Raw genomic sequence first — 14495 nt, forward strand, 5'->3', positions numbered from 1 at the left:
CGATTTGTCCGACCACGTCTCTGAGTTCCTGTCCAACAGCCGGGCGGTGCCGCATCTGGGCGCCGAGCCGGCGGACTGGATCGCCCTGCTGAAGCCGCGCGTGGTGTCTCTGGTGGTGTTCACCGGCGCCATCGGGCTGCTGATCGCGCCCGGCCATATCAACCCGCTGATGGCGGCGATCGCGATTTTCTGCATCGCCCTTGGCGCCGGCGCGGCCGGGGCCATCAATATGTGGTATGACCGCGATATCGACGCGATCATGCGCCGCACCACCTCAAGGCCGATCCCGGCGGGCAAGATCTCGGCCGCCGGGGCGCTGGGCTTTGGTATCGTGCTTTCCGTGGTCTCGGTGCTGCTGCTGGCGATGGCGACCAATCTCTGCGCCGCCGGCGTGCTGGCCTTCTCCATCTTCTACTATGCCGTGATCTACACGATCTGGCTCAAGCGCCGCACGCCGCAGAATATCGTCATCGGCGGCGGGGCAGGGGCGTTCCCGGCGGTCATCGGCTGGGCGGCGGTCACCGGCCATATCGGCCTGCTGCCGATGGTGCTGTTCTTCATCGTGTTTTTCTGGACGCCGCCGCATTTCTGGTCCCTCGCCCTCTACGCTTCCACCGATTACGAGAAGGCCGGGGTGCCGATGCTGCCGGTGGTGAAGGGGGCGCGCCATACACGCTGGAACGTGTTCATCTACACGCTGATCCTGTTCCCGCTGGCGCTCTCGCCCTGGTTCATGGGGCTGGCGGGGGCGATTTACGGGCTGACAGCCTTGGTTCTGGGTGGCGCCTTCATCTATTACGCCTGGGGTGTGCTGCGCGACGACCAGGACGAAAAAGGGGTGAGCCTGAGCAAGGATGCCCCGGCCCGCGCCGCCTTCAAATTCTCCATCCTCTATCTCTTCCTGCTGTTTGCCGCCTGCGCGGTGGACCGGCTGGTATGAGCCGCGCCATGGCCCGCAAGCTCGATGAGATGCCCCGGGTGGAGCTTACCGAATCGCATTGGAGCGATGAGCAGAAGGCGGAGTTTCTGCGCCGCCGCCGGGCCAGGAATTTCCTGCTGCTCGCCGCCTTGGGCGGGTTCTGCCTGATCGTCTATGTGATCGCGCTGGTGAAGCTGCACGAATACGGCCAGATGTGGTGACCCGCGCCGATTAAGACACCGCCTAAAAAAGACGCCTCAAGGAAACGCCTCAAGGAAGAAAGGGAAACAGATGAGCGGCTCAATCCATACCGCGACCGACCAGGTGAAGGGCACCGTGCCCCACCCTTACCATCTCGTCGATCCCAGCCTGTGGCCGCTCTTCGGCGCCACCGCGGCGATGATCACCTTCACCGGCATCATCCTGGCGGCGCATTTTCATGATTTCATCGTGCTCGCCATCGGCGGCGTCGCGGATCTCAGCGTGATGTTCCTCTGGTGGCGGGATGTGATCCATGAGGCCCGCACGCCCGGCCTGCACAAGATCGTCACCCAGATGGGCCTGCGCTACGGCATGGCCTTGTTCATCGCCTCGGAGGTGATGTTCTTCGTCTCCTTCTTCTGGAACTATTTCAACTATTTCTTCTACCCGGACAAAATGGGCACTGCCTTCGCGCCGGTCTGGCCGCCGCAAGGGGTGACGACGATCGACCCGTTCGCGATCCCGCTTTTCAATACCATGGTGCTGCTGCTCTCCGGCACCACCATCACCTGGGCGCATCACGCGCTGCTGGAAGGGGATAACAAGAATCTGGTGCGCGGGCTTGGCATCACCATCGTGCTGGGGCTGATGTTCCTCTGCGGCCAGGCTTGGGAATATACCCATTCGCCCTTCCCGTTTTATCATGGCGGCATTTTCGCCTCCTCCTTCTTCATCGCCACCGGGTTTCACGGCGCGCATGTCATCATCGGCACGTTGTTCCTCACCGTCTGCTTCTTCCGGGCGCGGGCCGGGCAGTTCACCAAGGAGCGGCATTTCGGCTTCGAGGCCGCGGCCTGGTACTGGCATTTCGTCGATGTGGTCTGGCTGTTCCTGTTTGTCTGCATCTATTATCTCGGCCGCAGCGCGGTCACGGCGGGATAGTTCTTGCGCCGGCTGATCCTGCCCGCCGCTCTGGGGCTCGCGGCCTTCTGCGCCTTCATCGCGCTGGGCGTCTGGCAGCTGCACCGGCTGAGCTGGAAAGAGGGCATCATCGCGCAGATCCGCGCCGCGCAGGTGGCCCCGCCGGTCCCGCTCGGGCCGCATCCCGGCCCGTTCGAGAAGGTTGCCGCCAGCGGGGATTGGCTGCCGGGCAAGGCGGCACTTTACGGGCAGATCGTGCATGACGGGCCGCGCGGGCCGATCTCCGGCGGCGAGCTGATCATGGCGCTGCGCCGGCCGGATGGGCAAATTCTGCTGGTGGATCTCGGCTGGGTGCCGCAGAGCGTCCCCACCCCTCTGGCCGATCCGCCCGTCCCCCCGTCCGGCTATATCCACGCCCCGATCAGCCCCGGCTGGTTCGCCCCGCCGGACAACCCCAAGGCCCAGCATTATTACACGCTGGACCCGGCGCGCATCGGCGCCGGCATGGGGCTGCACAATGTCGCCCCCTATATGCTCATCGCGCTCGGACCGCTGCCGCCGCCGGGCAGTACGGCGCCGCAGCCGGCGCAGAATTTGCCCACCCCGCCGAACAACCATTATGGATATGCGCTCACCTGGTTCGGCTTCGCCGGGGTCCTGGTGTTCGAATTCATCTTTCTCGCACGTAAAAGGCTGCTGTCGACATGAGCGCTTACGAAGCCCTGAAATCCGCCTTCAACCGCATCGCCTGCCTGGACGAAGCCAGCGCCATGCTCGGCTGGGACGCCGCCGCGATGATGCCCGAGGGCGGCGCGGCGGCGCGCGGGGAGCAGCTCGCGGTGCTGGCCGGGCTCAGCCATGAGTTTCTCTGCGCGCCTGAGGTCGGCGAGAATCTCGCCGCCGCCCAGGCCGAAGGCTGGGACGGCAAAAACCTGGCTCTGATGCGCGAGGCGCATCTGCGCGCCACCGCCTTGCCGGGCGCGCTGGTCCAGGCGCAGGTGCGCGCCGGCCGGGCCTGCGAAACCATCTGGCGCAATGCGCGCAAAGCCAGCGATTTCGAAGCCGTCCGCCCGGCTTTGGAAGAGGTGGTGAAGCTCACCCGCGAGGGCGCGGAGATCCTCGGCCAGGCGCTGGGGCTCTCGCCGTATGACGCGCTGATGAGCCAGTATCAGCGCGGCATCGATGCGGCGCAGGCCGAGGCGATTTTCACCCGTTACGAGGCCTTTCTGCGCGAGGCGCTGCCCAAGGCCGAGGCCTTGCAGGCCACCCGCCCGCAGCAGGAATTGCCCCCTGGCCCCTACCCGGAAGCGGTGCAGGCAGCGCTGGCCCGCAAGCTCGCGCAGGCGGCGGGGCTGAATTTCAACGCCGCCCGGCTGGATATCTCCGCCCACCCGTTCTGCGGCGGCACGCAAACAGATATCCGCATCACCACCCGCTATGACGAAGCCGATTTCGCCGCCGCCCTGATGGGCGTGCTGCACGAAACCGGCCATGCGCTCTATGAGCAGAACCTCCCCGCCGCCTGGGCGCGCCAGCCGGTGGGGGCCGCGGCCGGGATGGCGGTGCATGAAAGCCAGTCCCTCATCATCGAGATGCAGGCGGTGCGCTCGGATGCGTATCTGGGCTATCTCGCCCCGCTGGCCAGCGGGGCGTTCGGCAAGGAGATCACCCTGGCCGGGCTGCAACACCGCCTGCGCCGGGTGCAGCGCAGCTTCATCCGAGTCGAGGCGGATGAGATGACCTACCCGGCGCATGTGCTGCTGCGCTTTCGGCTGGAACAGCGCCTGCTCTCCGGTGCGCTGCAGGTGAAAGACCTGCCCGGCGCCTGGAATGAGGGGCTGAAAAACCTGCTCGGCATCACCCCGCCGGACGATGCGCGGGGCTGCCTGCAGGACATCCATTGGTTCGATGGCGCCATCGGCTATTTCCCCTCCTACACGCTGGGGGCGATGGCGGCGGCGCAGCTGATGGCGGCGGCGCGCGAGGCGCTGCCGGATCTGGACGGCGCGCTGGCGCAGGGCGATCTCTCGCCGCTGACCGGCTGGCTGGCGCGGCATGTGCACGCGCGCGGCGCCTCCGCCGGCTTCAATGAAATCCTGCAAGGCGCCACCGGCGAAGCTTTGAACCCGGCCTATTTCGAGGCGCATCTCACCGCCCGCTACCTCACCTGATGCTTGCCGCCGCCTCCAGCCTGCTGCGCCGGCGCGGTGCCCCCGCGCCGGTGACGCAGATCGAGCTTTTCTTCGATCTGATCTTCGTCTTCGCCGTTACCCAGATTTCGGAATTTCTGCGCACCCACCTGAATGGTTTGGGCGCGTTCCAGGGGTTGATGCTGTTCGCGGCGATGTGGTGGTGCTGGGTCTATACCAGCTGGGTGACCAACTGGATCGACCCGGAGCGCCGCCCGGTGAAGCTGCTGTTGCTGGGGTTGATGGGCTGCGCCTTGCTGCTGGCCGCGTCGCTGCCGGAGGCCTTCGCCGAACGCGGCCTTGCCTTCGCCATCGGGTTGGGCGGGCTCAATCTCGGCCGCTCTATGTTCATGCTCTGGGCGCTGCGGCGGCATGATTCGGGAAATTACCGGAATTTCCAGCGTATTTCCATTTGGCTCGGCATCGGCGCCGGGCTCTGGCTGCTGGGCGGCCTGGCCGAAGGCAGTGCCCGCATGGCGCTGTGGATCGCCGCGCTGCTGATCGATCTTTCAGGCCCCGCCAATGGATTTTACGTCCCTGGCCTCGGCCGCTCGACGACACAGGACTGGCAGGTCGATGCCCGCCACATGGCCGAGCGCTGTGCCGGCTTCGTGCTGATCGCGCTGGGGGAATCCATCACCGTCATCGGTGCGAATTTTTCCGAATTGCACTGGGGCGCGCCAACCTACCTGGCCGCATTGCTGGCGCTGCTGGCCGCCTTTGCGCTCTGGTGGATCTATTTCAACGATGCCGCCGAGCGCACCGCCCACGCCTTCGCCCATGCCCAGGATGTCGGCAGGATTGCCCGCGCCGCCTACACCTACGCGCACGGGCTGCTGGTGGCGGCGATCATCGTCGTCGCGGCCGGCGATGCGTTTCTGCTGGAGGCGCCGTTACATGCGCCGACAATGGGGCAGGGGCTGATGCTGCTTGGCGGCCCTGCCGCCTTCCTGCTCGGCAATGGCATTTTCCGCCGCATGCTGCATCCGCGCTTCCCGCCCTCGCATCTCTACGGGTTGGGCGGCATGGCGGTGCTGGCGCTGGTTTCGCCTTTTGCCTCGCTCTGGCTGCTCGGCGCGCTGGTGCTGGCCGTGCTGCTCGCCGTCATTCTCATCTCCAACAAGCTGGTGCGCACGCCATGAGCACGATCTTCGCGCCGATCACCGGGCGCGGCGGCGCCATCTCCACGCTGCGCCTCTCCGGTCCGGACACGTTCAAAATCACCCAGGCACTGGCAGGCACTTTACCGCCACCACGGCAGGCGGCGCTGCGCAAATTGCGCCAGGGCGGCGCGCTGCTGGACGAAGCGCTGCTGGTCACCTTCCCCGGCCCGCGCAGCTTCACCGGCGAGGATGTCGCGGAACTCTCTTTGCATGGCGGCCGCGCCGTGCTGGCGGCGGTGAGTGCCGCGTTGGTTGCACTCGGCGCCCGCCCGGCCGAGCCCGGCGAATTCTCCCGCCGCGCCTTCGAGCATGGCCGCATGGATTTGTTGCAGGCGGAAGCGATGGCCGATCTCATCGCCGCTGAAACCGAGGCGCAGCGCCGCCAGGCGCTGGAGGCCGGGCTGCACGACCAGGCCGCCGATTGGCGCGAGCGGCTGCGCCAGATCATCGCCCGCCAGGAAGCCCTGATCGACTTCCCGGATGAAGATTTGCCGCCCGAGGTGGAAGCCAATCTCCTTGCCGGCATCAGCGATCTTCGCAATGAGATGCAGGCCGGCCTGCACGCCGCCCCGGCCGCAACGCGGCTGCGTGAGGGGCTGGAATTCGTCATTCTCGGCGCGCCGAATGCCGGCAAATCCACGCTGCTGAACGCGCTGGCCGGCGAAGATGTCGCCATCGTTTCGGACATTCCCGGCACCACCCGCGATGCGCTGGGGGTGCGGGTGGATCTCGGCGGCGTGCCGGTGCACCTGACCGACACCGCCGGGGTGCGCGAAACGCAGGACGCGATCGAGGCCGAAGGCGTGCGCCGTGCCAAAGCCAAGGCGGGCGCTGCGGATTTTGTCATCCTCGTAGCGCCGCCCGGGGCGGAGTTTGCCGAGGCCCCGCCCGGTGCCGCGGTGCTGCGCCTGCGCACCAAGGCGGACCTTGCTGAAAACCCAGACGAATTCTGCATCTCCGCCAAAACCGGGGCGGGCATGGCGGCGTTGCGCGCCCGCCTCGCCGAGGAAGCCGCCGCGCTGACCGACCGCCAGGGCGCAATCGCCCTGGCCCGGCCCCGGCAGATCGCCTGTGTGCGCGATGTGGTGCAGGCGCTGGATATGGCGCTGGCGCTGGCGGAACCGGAATTGCGTGGGGAGGAGCTGCGCACGGCGGCCTCGGCGCTGGCGCGGCTGGCGGGCGGGATCGGGGTTGAGGAGATACTCGACGCGGTGTTCTCGGGGTTTTGTATCGGGAAGTAGCCGGGCAGCGATCGAATAAAGTCCCCACAGACGTTGGGGGGGACAACGCCGTTGCCACCCCCCCAAACGTTTTTCGCCGCTTTTTTGAAAAAAAGCGGCCCCTCCGGCGGCTTTCCACCGCTGCTGCGCAGCGGCAAAACCTTGGCCGCCTACGCCCCCAAAAACTTTTGCTAATTAAAGCGGGTTTTTCCCCAGCGCCGCCAACCCGGCCCAGCTCGTCGCACTCAGCGAGGGCCGGCGGTAATAGTTGAAATCCGCCTCCGGCACGCCCTTCTGCAGGGAGGGCCCAATTTTCAGCCCCGTCCCCAGAACCGGCGCCACCGTCGCGTACACATAGCCCTGCGGCGACAAATTCTCCGCCACCGTCTGCAAAAATGCCGAAGCCCGCGCATCCCCCAGCCGCTTCAGCGCCAGCGCCGCGAACGCCGTGCCCTCCAGCCAGATCCCGTCCGAGGCGCTGGAAAACCCGATGCCATCGCCATGCTGCAACGCGTCCACCGCCGCCTGCGCGCTCGCTCCGTCGCCAATCCCGGCCAGATACGGCCAGATCCCGGCATCCGCCGCCAGCATCGCCCCCGGCTTGCCATCCGGCGCCAGCCCGGTCTTGAACAGATGCGCCTTCGCATCATAGGCCGCCTTCACAAATGCCCTGGCATGGGCAGCATCTTCCGCCCGGCCCAGCCGCGAGAAGGCCACCGCCAGATCGAGATTCTGCTCCGTGCTCTCCCAGGTGAGTTTCTGCTGCGCCTGATCGAACCCGTAAAACCCGCCATAATAGCCAAGCGGGGCGCGCAGCCTCTCATCCAGGAAATTCCCGGCCTTGTTCGCGGGCTGCACCATGCCCAGCGCCTGCCAGAGCAGCATCGCCCAGGCCACCGGCCCGGTATCGGTGCCGACCTGATACGGGTCCTCGTCCCACTGATTGGTCTTTTTGTTCCAGAAACCGGGCAGCTTCGCCGGGCTGGTCATCACCCCGGCGGCATAGCCGTTGCGCAATCGGCCATCGTGAAATGTCCGGTCATGCGCCTGCGCCATCGCCAAAGCCTGGCCGATGCGCAGCGCCTCATCCTGATGCCCCGCCGCGATCAGCAGCAGCCCGGCCAGCGCATTGTCGTAAACATAGGCGGCATTGGCCTGGGTCAGGTCGAAATCATCCGCCTTCGGCCCGGTCTCCACCAGATAGGAATTCAGCAGCACCGGGCCATCACCCAGTGCCGCCATCTGCCCGCGCACCGCCTGCACCAGCCGGCTGGCCAGATCCGGCGCTGCCCGCGCCAAGGCGGGCAGCGCCAAAGCCCCCGCGCAAACCGCGCGGCGTGTCAGCTTAGTCAAGGATTTCGGCGAGCAGCTCGGTGGTGTGACCATTGGCGATGGTCGCCGCGCGGGCATCGTAATGCACCCCGCCAACGCGCGCGAAGGCGTGCTGCACCTCGGGGAACACGAAAGCGTCCACCCACTCATTGCCCTCCAGCCCCTCGATCAGCTTCTCCCGCCCCTCGGCCGGGAAGAACTCATCCTCATCGGCGATATGCAGCATCAGCGGCGCCTGGATGCGGTCGAATTCCGGCAGCAGGCTGTCCAGCCCGACACCGTAATAGGACACATTCACGTCCGAATCGGAGCGCGTCGCCATCATCACCGCCAGGCGCCCGCCGAGGCAGAAACCGATGGTGCCGGCATTGCCATTGCAGCCCGGCAGCTCACGCGCCTCGGCCAGGGTGGTCTTCAGATCCTCGATGCCCTTGTCCTGGTCGAAGCGGTTCATCAGGTCGAACGCCTTCTGCCATTCCGCGTCGCTCTTGTCGGAGATATTCACCCCCGGCTCCAGCCGCCAGAACAGATCCGGGGCGATGGTGATGAAGCCCTGCTCGGCAAGCGATGCAGCCGTCTCGCGCAGGCTGTCATTGACCCCGAAAATCTCCTGGATCACCACCACCGCGCCGGCTTCCTTGCCGGCCTTGAGCCCCTTGGGCTCCCAGACGAAGGCCGAAAATTCGCCGCTCTGATCCGCCGCCTTCAGTTTGATCTCGCGCATTCTGCTCTCCGTTTTTTTGATGTCGTCCGGCCGGAATGGCCGGTCGGGGGGGAGTGTAGAAGAAGCGCGGGGAAGGCGCAAAAGCGCTTTGATGAACAAAAATTGCAATTGATAATCATTGTTAATTGTGCGAGGGTCAGGCATAGGAGGTGCAGCCATGACCCTGTTGCAAGCTGAGCCGGGTTTGAGCCGGGCGGAACGTGTGGCCTTGTGCGCATTGCGCCGGGCGGTGGGGGGGCAGGCGGGGGCGGCCAGTCTGGTCTGCCCGTTCGGGCTGGGGCGCGATCAGGCGCAGATCCATCGCGCCTTGCTGGCGGTCTGGCAGGGGCGGCAGGCGGAGTGCGCGCGGGCCTTGCCGCTGCGCCCGCCCGGCGGGTTTGCTGTCACCAAGCTGGAACGCCGGCTGCTGCGCGCGGTGGCGGCGGCGCAGAACGAAGCCTTCTGGCTGCTGGATAATTATCTCTATCGCATCGCGCTGGAGCCCGCCCAGCGCGCCCGGCTGGTGGCGGCATTGGAAGCGCTGGCGGCGGCGCTGGCGGTGCATGGCTATTGGCTGGAGGCGCCGCGTGAAACCCCGCCGCTCGCCGCCTCCGCCATGCGGGTGGCCAGCCAGCGCGGGCTGGATCTCGCCACCGCCCAGGTCGCCTGGCCGTAAAGCCCGCCTTCAGGCGGCTTGGGCCTGGCCCAGCGCCTGGCGCAACGCTGCTGGCAGCTGCCGGGCGGATTTCACCCGCGGCAGATTCATTTCCTGAATCGGCGACATCGCCGCCTGCGGGCCGCGCGCCGCCCAGTTATTAAAGGCCAGCCGGTCGATATGATCGACGAAGCTTTCCGAAGCCGCACCTTCGGCCAGCACCAGCGTATGTTCGGCCAGCTCCAGATGGTAATAGGTGAAGCGCTCCGGCATCTGCGCCTCACGCTGGATGCTGCCGCCATTCACCATCGCCCCGGCCTGCACCAGCACCCCGCCAAGCAGAAACGCATGGTCGGGCGAGCAGCGCAGATCCCGCCGTGGCAGCCCATTCCCCAGCGCGCCGGCGCGGATGCGCACCGGGCCGACACGGATCGGGTCGGCGAAGGCGCGGACAATCTGCTGCTCGCCCAGCCAGCGCAGCGGCATCAGCCGGCCATCGGCGCAGCGGATCAGATCGCCCGGGCGCAGGCTCTCCACCGGCTTTTCCCCGTCATGTGTCTCAATCAGCGTTCCGGCCATGAAGCAGACGGCCTGGCCCGTGGCGAGATCCCATTGATAGGGCGAGCTGGCGCCGGTCGTGTCATGATGCGCCGTGCCGGACGCGCCCCGGCCGAGGCTGTTGGAGTGGCTGCTGCTGGGGGTGACGAAATACCAGAGCCCGGCCCCGCCTGGCAGCGTGTTCGCGATAAAGCCGCTGACGCCGTCGATCGTGGCGGTGCCGTAATAGTAGCTCGGGAGGCTGAAATCGCCGATGTTCAGCTTGAAGCCTTCGCCGGTGATCGCGGTGTTGACGTCACCCAGCAGGTTGGCGAGGGCGCCGGTGGCGGTTGAGGTGACACTCACCGCGATATGCAGGGGGGAGAGAATGCTGGCGGTGGCGCTGCCGCCGCTCCCCGGGGTGAGCGCGATCGCATAGGCGGTCATGCCGGTTTCCGTGACTCCGCCCTTGCCGGAGCCGTCGCCATCCCCGTCCCCAAAGCCGGGCCATGTCCAGCTCCCCGGCGCGCAACCGAACCAATTGCTTGGCCAGGATGAATCGTCAAAATTTTGATAAATTGAGCCCGTTTGTAGGTTCGCCATAAAAACCTCTCTTGTTCTCAAAATTAGGTAAATTTTGAGTCAAAGTAAAATTTGAGAGACATATTTAGGGCAAATTTTGAGCAGGCGATGTTAAAAAAATAATAGATGTGTCACAAAATAAATCGCCTGACTCCGCGTTGGCGGTGTCAGGCGATTTGGTCGGCGCGTTAAATTTACTTACGCAACCTGCTGCTGCGGCGGTGCCGGGGCGCGGGGCGCCAGGCTGAGCCTTTCCGGCTCAGCCGCCACAACCCTCAGATGTAATGCTCGGCCAGCGGCGCGAAGCCGTTGAAGTTCTGGCTGGCATAGCTGGTCACGTAGGCGCCGGCGTCGTGGATCAAAACCCGGTCGCCGGACTGCAGATCGAGGGGGAGGCTGAAGGATGTCTTTTCATACATGACATCGACGCCGTCGCAGGACGGGCCGGCCAGCACCACCGGGCCGGTGGGGCCATTGCCGGCGGTGATGCGATAGCGGATCGCCTCGCCCTCGGTCTCCGCCAGCCCGCCATAGCGGCCAATATCCAGATACACCCAGCGCCGCTCATCCTGCGGCATGCGCCGGCAGACCAGCACCGCCTCTGCCGCCACCACCCCGGCATTGCCGACCATGGCGCGGCCCGGCTCGATCAGGATGTCCGGAATATCATTGCCGAAATGCGCGACCATGCTGTTCATGATGGCATCACCAAAGGCATCCGCCTCGGGCACGTCTTCCTGGTAGCGCACCGGAAAGCCGCCGCCGAGATTGAGCATCCGCATCGGCAGCCCAGCCGCCTTCAGGTCGGTGAACAGCATCGCGACTTCCGCGATCGCCAGCTCATAAGCCAGCGTGCCGGTCTGCTGCGAGCCGACATGAAAGGAGAGTCCGTGCGGCACCAGCCCCAGGGCCGGGGCGGCCAGCATCAGCTCCTTGGCCTTTTCCAGCGTGGTGCCGAATTTCTTCGAGAGCGGCCATTCCGCGCCGATATTATTCACCGCCAGCCGGCAATAGATCTTTGCGCCTGGCGCGTGCTGGGCGATCTTCTCCAGCTCCTCGCGGCTGTCGAAGGCATAGAGCGGCACCCCAGCCTTGTAGGCCGCCTGAATGGCGGAGGGCTTCTTCACCGTATTGCCGAAAGAAATCGCCGCAGGCGCGGCCCCAGCCTCCAGGCAGGACTGGATTTCGGGCCAGGAGGCGGCATCGAAGCAGGACCCCGCATCAGCCAGCAGCCGCAGGATCGCGGGCGCTGGATTGGCCTTCACGGCGTAATAGATCGAAGCCGCCGGCAAAGCCGCGCGAAGCCGGGCATAATTCTCCGCCACCTGGTCCAAATCGAGCACCAGGCACGGCGTCGCGGGCTGCGACGCCAGAAAGGAAGCGAGTTTGGGGGTCATGGCCCTCAAGTCCTTCTCTCAAATGCCCGCCTGTTCACGCGGCGGGGCAGGGTTATCGAAACGGTCGAACGAACCAGCCGACTTCCAGGTCGCCGGAGGGCTTCCCAGTCGTGCTGCCAGAACGCTTGACGCCGTTGCGTAACCGGAGAGCCGGCAGAGGCACGTACGTTGCTGCGTGAGCGCGCATTAGAGCCAACGGCCCAGGGGGGCAAGCGTTTTTTTCAGGGCCCGGACTGTTGCGGTTCAGGCCCGAATTGTCACGTATTGCAACCTCATCTGCCCAAAGCCCCAGCGGATCGCTATTGTAACAGCCATGGACACCCTGCCGCACATACTCGTCGTCGATGACGACCGTGAAATCCGCGATCTGCTGGCGAAATTCCTGGAACGCCAGCGTCTGCGCGTGACCGCCGCGCGCGATGGGAAGGAGGCCCGGCGCGCCTTCCTCAACGGCCATTACCAGCTGGTGGTGCTGGACCTGATGCTCCCCGGCGAGGGCGGGCTGGAGCTGGCGCGCTGGTTCCGCGCCGAGACCAACGTGCCGATCATCATGCTCACCGCGATGGCCGATGAGACCGACCGGATCATCGGGCTGGAGCTGGGGGCGGATGATTATGTCACCAAGCCCTTCAACCCGCGTGAGCTGCTGGCGCGCATCCGCGCGGTGCTGCGCCGCACTGCCGAGGCGGAGGACCGCGCCGCCGACCAGACCGCGAAAACCTACCAATTCGCGGGCTGGGTGCTGGAGACCGCGCGCCGGCGCCTGCTGGACCCGAGCGGCACCGAGGTCGCGATCACCGGTGGCGAGTATGATCTGCTGGTCGCCCTGCTGGACCGGCCGAACCGGGTGCTGACCCGTGACATGCTGCTGGATCTGCTGCGCGGCCGCCAGGCCGGGCCGTTCGACCGGGCGATCGATGTCGCGGTCTCGCGCCTGCGCCGCAAGCTGGAGGATGACGGGCGCAACGCCCAGCTGATCAAGACCGTGCGCGGCGGCGGCTACGTGCTCTCCACCCCCGTCGAGCGGCTTTGATCTTTCGGCGGCTGAGATTGGGCTGTTTCAGGACGCGCCTGCTGCCGCACAGCCTGGCGCGGCGGACGATTCTGTTCCTGCTGGTCGGCTTCGCGCTGATCCAGATGCTGGGGCTGCTGGTGCATACGGTGAACCAGATCAATCTGCAGCGCCTGGTCGAGGAGCAGGAATTCGCCACCCGGGCGGCGATCATCTATCGCCATATCGCCCTGGCGCAGCCGGATAACCGCGCCCTCGTGGCGGCCCGCGAGCCGGTGCCCAAGGGCGACACGGTCAGCCTGACCATGGTGCCGCCCAACCAGGGCACGCTGCCGATGCCGCTGCCGATGGCCGAGGCGGTGCGCGCCGGCATCTTCACCTATGGCATCCCGCGCCCTATCCATCCGCGCGGCATCGTGCTGCGGATCATCCCGCATCCGCTGCGGCTGATGGTCAGTTTCGGCCTGCCGGACGGGCTGTTCTTCCCGCCGCTGCCCCCGCCCGATGCCGGCCCGCCCGATCACGCGCAACCGCCAGATGGCTTCCCTGACGGCCCGCCGCCCTTCGCCTTTCCCTCGCCGGACGAGCTGATGCCGCCTTTGATGTGGCTGACGGTGACGACCGAGCTGCATCCCCCCGCCCCTTGGCGCTCGCCGGACTTCGCCACCGCCTTCATCGTGATGATGCTGCTGGGCGGCATGATGATCACGCTGGCGGTGCGGCAATTGCTGGTGCCGGTGAAAACCCTGGCCCGCGCCGCCGAATTGTTCGGGCGCGACGTGGTCAATGCCCAGCCTTTGCCCGAGACTGGGCCGGAGGAGATCGCCACCGCGGCGCGCGCCTTCAACACCATGGCGGCGCGCATCCGCCGCTTCGTCGAGGACCGCACCTTCCTGCTCACCGCCATCGGCCATGATCTGCGCACCCCGATCACCAGGCTGAAATTGCGCGCGGAATATATGGAGGATGACGAGCAGCGGGCGAAAATGCTGGCCGATCTCGACGAGATGGAGGCGATGGTCGCCGCCACTTTGGCCTTCGGCAAGGACATCACCACCACCGAGCCGCTGGCCCGGCTGGATCTGGCAAGCCTTTTACGCACGCTGGTGGACGAGGCGGGGGATCTCGACCCCGAGCGTGCCGAGACGGTGGATTATCAGGGCCCGCTGCATCTGCCCATCAACGCAAGGCCGTTGGCGCTGAAGCGCGCGCTGAGCAATCTCATCACCAACGCGCTGAAATATGGCGACGCGGCGCGGGTGCGGCTGCACCCGCCGGTGAAGGGCACGCTGCGCATCGAGATCGAGGATGACGGGCCGGGGATTCCGGTGGCGGAGATGGAGCGCGTCTTCGAGCCCTTCCACCGGCTGGAGACCAGCCGCAACCGCGAGACCGGCGGTTCCGGGCTCGGCATGTCGATTGCCCGCAACATCATCCGTGCCCATGGCGGGGACATCGCCCTGGCCAATCTGGCGCAGGGGCTGCGGGTGAGCGTGACCCTGCCGGTTTGAAAGTTTTGGGGCTGTCCCAGATAAGTTTCCGGCTCATACCTTCAACGCCTTGAAGGATCACCATTATCTCGATCATTGCAGGGTTTCGCCTTTTGCCCGTGGCGTCAAGGGGTTTACTCGCCTTCGGCGACGCGCGGCGAAGCCGCGCGCCCT

Annotated in this window: 14 protein-coding genes; 10 read left to right on the forward strand and 4 right to left on the reverse strand. The window is 66.2% G+C overall.

What is annotated here, in order from left to right:
• The first annotated feature begins 4 nt into the window (after nt 1–4).
• From T331_RS0105505 to mnmE, 7 genes are all read left to right on the forward strand, one after another.
• Nucleotides 5–940, forward strand: coding sequence for a heme o synthase (locus T331_RS0105505; RefSeq protein WP_026439309.1), 936 nt, complete (start codon nt 5–7; stop codon nt 938–940).
• Nucleotides 937–1140 carry a hypothetical protein gene (locus T331_RS0105510; protein ID WP_008494152.1) on the forward strand — a complete coding sequence of 68 codons (204 nt, stop codon included), beginning with the start codon at nt 937–939 and terminating at the stop codon, nt 1138–1140. The genes T331_RS0105505 and T331_RS0105510 overlap by 4 nt, the downstream gene beginning before the upstream one ends.
• Before the next feature lie 70 nt (nt 1141–1210).
• Nucleotides 1211–2062 carry a cytochrome c oxidase subunit 3 gene (locus tag T331_RS0105515; RefSeq protein ID WP_026439310.1) on the forward strand — a complete coding sequence of 284 codons (852 nt, stop codon included), beginning with the start codon at nt 1211–1213 and terminating at the stop codon, nt 2060–2062.
• A 3-nt stretch (nt 2063–2065) separates the two neighbouring features.
• Complete coding sequence (locus T331_RS0105520; RefSeq protein WP_008494154.1) at nt 2066–2749, forward strand: SURF1 family protein; 684 nt, start codon at nt 2066–2068, stop codon at nt 2747–2749.
• Nucleotides 2746–4212 carry a carboxypeptidase M32 gene (locus T331_RS0105525; RefSeq protein ID WP_026439311.1) on the forward strand — a complete coding sequence of 489 codons (1467 nt, stop codon included), beginning with the start codon at nt 2746–2748 and terminating at the stop codon, nt 4210–4212. The genes T331_RS0105520 and T331_RS0105525 overlap by 4 nt, the downstream gene beginning before the upstream one ends.
• Nucleotides 4212–5372: a low temperature requirement protein A gene (locus T331_RS0105530; RefSeq protein WP_026439312.1), complete on the forward strand. Its 1161-nt coding sequence runs from the start codon at nt 4212–4214 to the stop codon at nt 5370–5372. The genes T331_RS0105525 and T331_RS0105530 overlap by 1 nt, the downstream gene beginning before the upstream one ends.
• Nucleotides 5369–6634 (forward strand): tRNA uridine-5-carboxymethylaminomethyl(34) synthesis GTPase MnmE, encoded by a 1266-nt coding sequence (gene mnmE / locus T331_RS0105535; protein WP_026439313.1) that lies wholly within the window; start codon nt 5369–5371, stop codon nt 6632–6634. Before T331_RS0105530 ends, mnmE begins: the two co-directional genes overlap by 4 nt.
• Before the next feature lie 174 nt (nt 6635–6808).
• Here the strand turns inward: mnmE and T331_RS17450 are convergent, their stop codons facing one another.
• Both T331_RS17450 and T331_RS0105550 read right to left on the reverse strand, forming a co-directional pair.
• On the reverse strand, nt 6809–7966 hold the full coding sequence (locus T331_RS17450) for a hypothetical protein (RefSeq protein ID WP_155992621.1): 1158 nt from the start codon (nt 7964–7966) through the stop codon (nt 6809–6811).
• Nucleotides 7959–8669 (reverse strand): dienelactone hydrolase family protein, encoded by a 711-nt coding sequence (locus T331_RS0105550; RefSeq protein WP_008494159.1) that lies wholly within the window; start codon nt 8667–8669, stop codon nt 7959–7961. The genes T331_RS17450 and T331_RS0105550 overlap by 8 nt, the downstream gene beginning before the upstream one ends.
• A gap of 157 nt (nt 8670–8826) precedes the next feature.
• Between T331_RS0105550 and T331_RS0105555 the strand changes: the two genes are divergently transcribed.
• Nucleotides 8827–9324 carry a hypothetical protein gene (locus tag T331_RS0105555; RefSeq protein WP_155992622.1) on the forward strand — a complete coding sequence of 166 codons (498 nt, stop codon included), beginning with the start codon at nt 8827–8829 and terminating at the stop codon, nt 9322–9324.
• A 9-nt stretch (nt 9325–9333) separates the two neighbouring features.
• Here T331_RS0105555 and T331_RS19065 read toward each other — a convergent pair whose 3' ends face one another.
• Both T331_RS19065 and T331_RS0105565 read right to left on the reverse strand, forming a co-directional pair.
• Nucleotides 9334–10287, reverse strand: coding sequence for a Hint domain-containing protein (locus T331_RS19065; RefSeq protein ID WP_162173879.1), 954 nt, complete (start codon nt 10285–10287; stop codon nt 9334–9336).
• A 410-nt stretch (nt 10288–10697) separates the two neighbouring features.
• Entirely contained in the window at nt 10698–11819 is a 1122-nt protein-coding gene (locus tag T331_RS0105565; protein WP_026439315.1) for a type III PLP-dependent enzyme, read from the reverse strand.
• Between the two features lie 313 nt (nt 11820–12132).
• Here T331_RS0105565 and T331_RS0105570 point away from each other — a divergent pair, with 313 nt between their 5' ends.
• Both T331_RS0105570 and T331_RS0105575 read left to right on the forward strand, forming a co-directional pair.
• On the forward strand, nt 12133–12852 hold the full coding sequence (locus T331_RS0105570) for a response regulator (protein WP_008494163.1): 720 nt from the start codon (nt 12133–12135) through the stop codon (nt 12850–12852).
• 17 nt (nt 12853–12869) lie between these two features.
• Nucleotides 12870–14342, forward strand: a complete 1473-nt coding sequence (locus tag T331_RS0105575) for an ATP-binding protein (protein ID WP_026439316.1) — start codon at nt 12870–12872, stop codon at nt 14340–14342.
• Nucleotides 14343–14495 lie beyond the last annotated feature (153 nt).

It is taken from the genome of Acidocella facilis ATCC 35904 (assembly GCF_000687875.1).
Classification (GTDB): domain Bacteria; phylum Pseudomonadota; class Alphaproteobacteria; order Acetobacterales; family Acetobacteraceae; genus Acidocella; species Acidocella facilis.

Coding starts and splice junctions, on each gene's coding strand:
- T331_RS0105530 (WP_026439312.1), top strand. CDS start 4,212: ATGCTTGCCGCCGCCTCCAGCCTGCTGCGCCGGCGCGGTGCCCCCGCG.
- T331_RS0105510 (WP_008494152.1), top strand. CDS start 937: ATGAGCCGCGCCATGGCCCGCAAGCTCGATGAGATGCCCCGGGTGGAG.
- T331_RS0105525 (WP_026439311.1), top strand. CDS start 2,746: ATGAGCGCTTACGAAGCCCTGAAATCCGCCTTCAACCGCATCGCCTGC.
- mnmE (WP_026439313.1), top strand. CDS start 5,369: ATGAGCACGATCTTCGCGCCGATCACCGGGCGCGGCGGCGCCATCTCC.
- T331_RS19065 (WP_162173879.1), bottom strand. CDS start 10,287: ATGACCGCCTATGCGATCGCGCTCACCCCGGGGAGCGGCGGCAGCGCC.
- T331_RS0105570 (WP_008494163.1), top strand. CDS start 12,133: ATGGACACCCTGCCGCACATACTCGTCGTCGATGACGACCGTGAAATC.
- T331_RS0105550 (WP_008494159.1), bottom strand. CDS start 8,669: ATGCGCGAGATCAAACTGAAGGCGGCGGATCAGAGCGGCGAATTTTCG.
- T331_RS0105555 (WP_155992622.1), top strand. CDS start 8,827: ATGACCCTGTTGCAAGCTGAGCCGGGTTTGAGCCGGGCGGAACGTGTG.
- T331_RS0105565 (WP_026439315.1), bottom strand. CDS start 11,819: ATGACCCCCAAACTCGCTTCCTTTCTGGCGTCGCAGCCCGCGACGCCG.
- T331_RS0105515 (WP_026439310.1), top strand. CDS start 1,211: ATGAGCGGCTCAATCCATACCGCGACCGACCAGGTGAAGGGCACCGTG.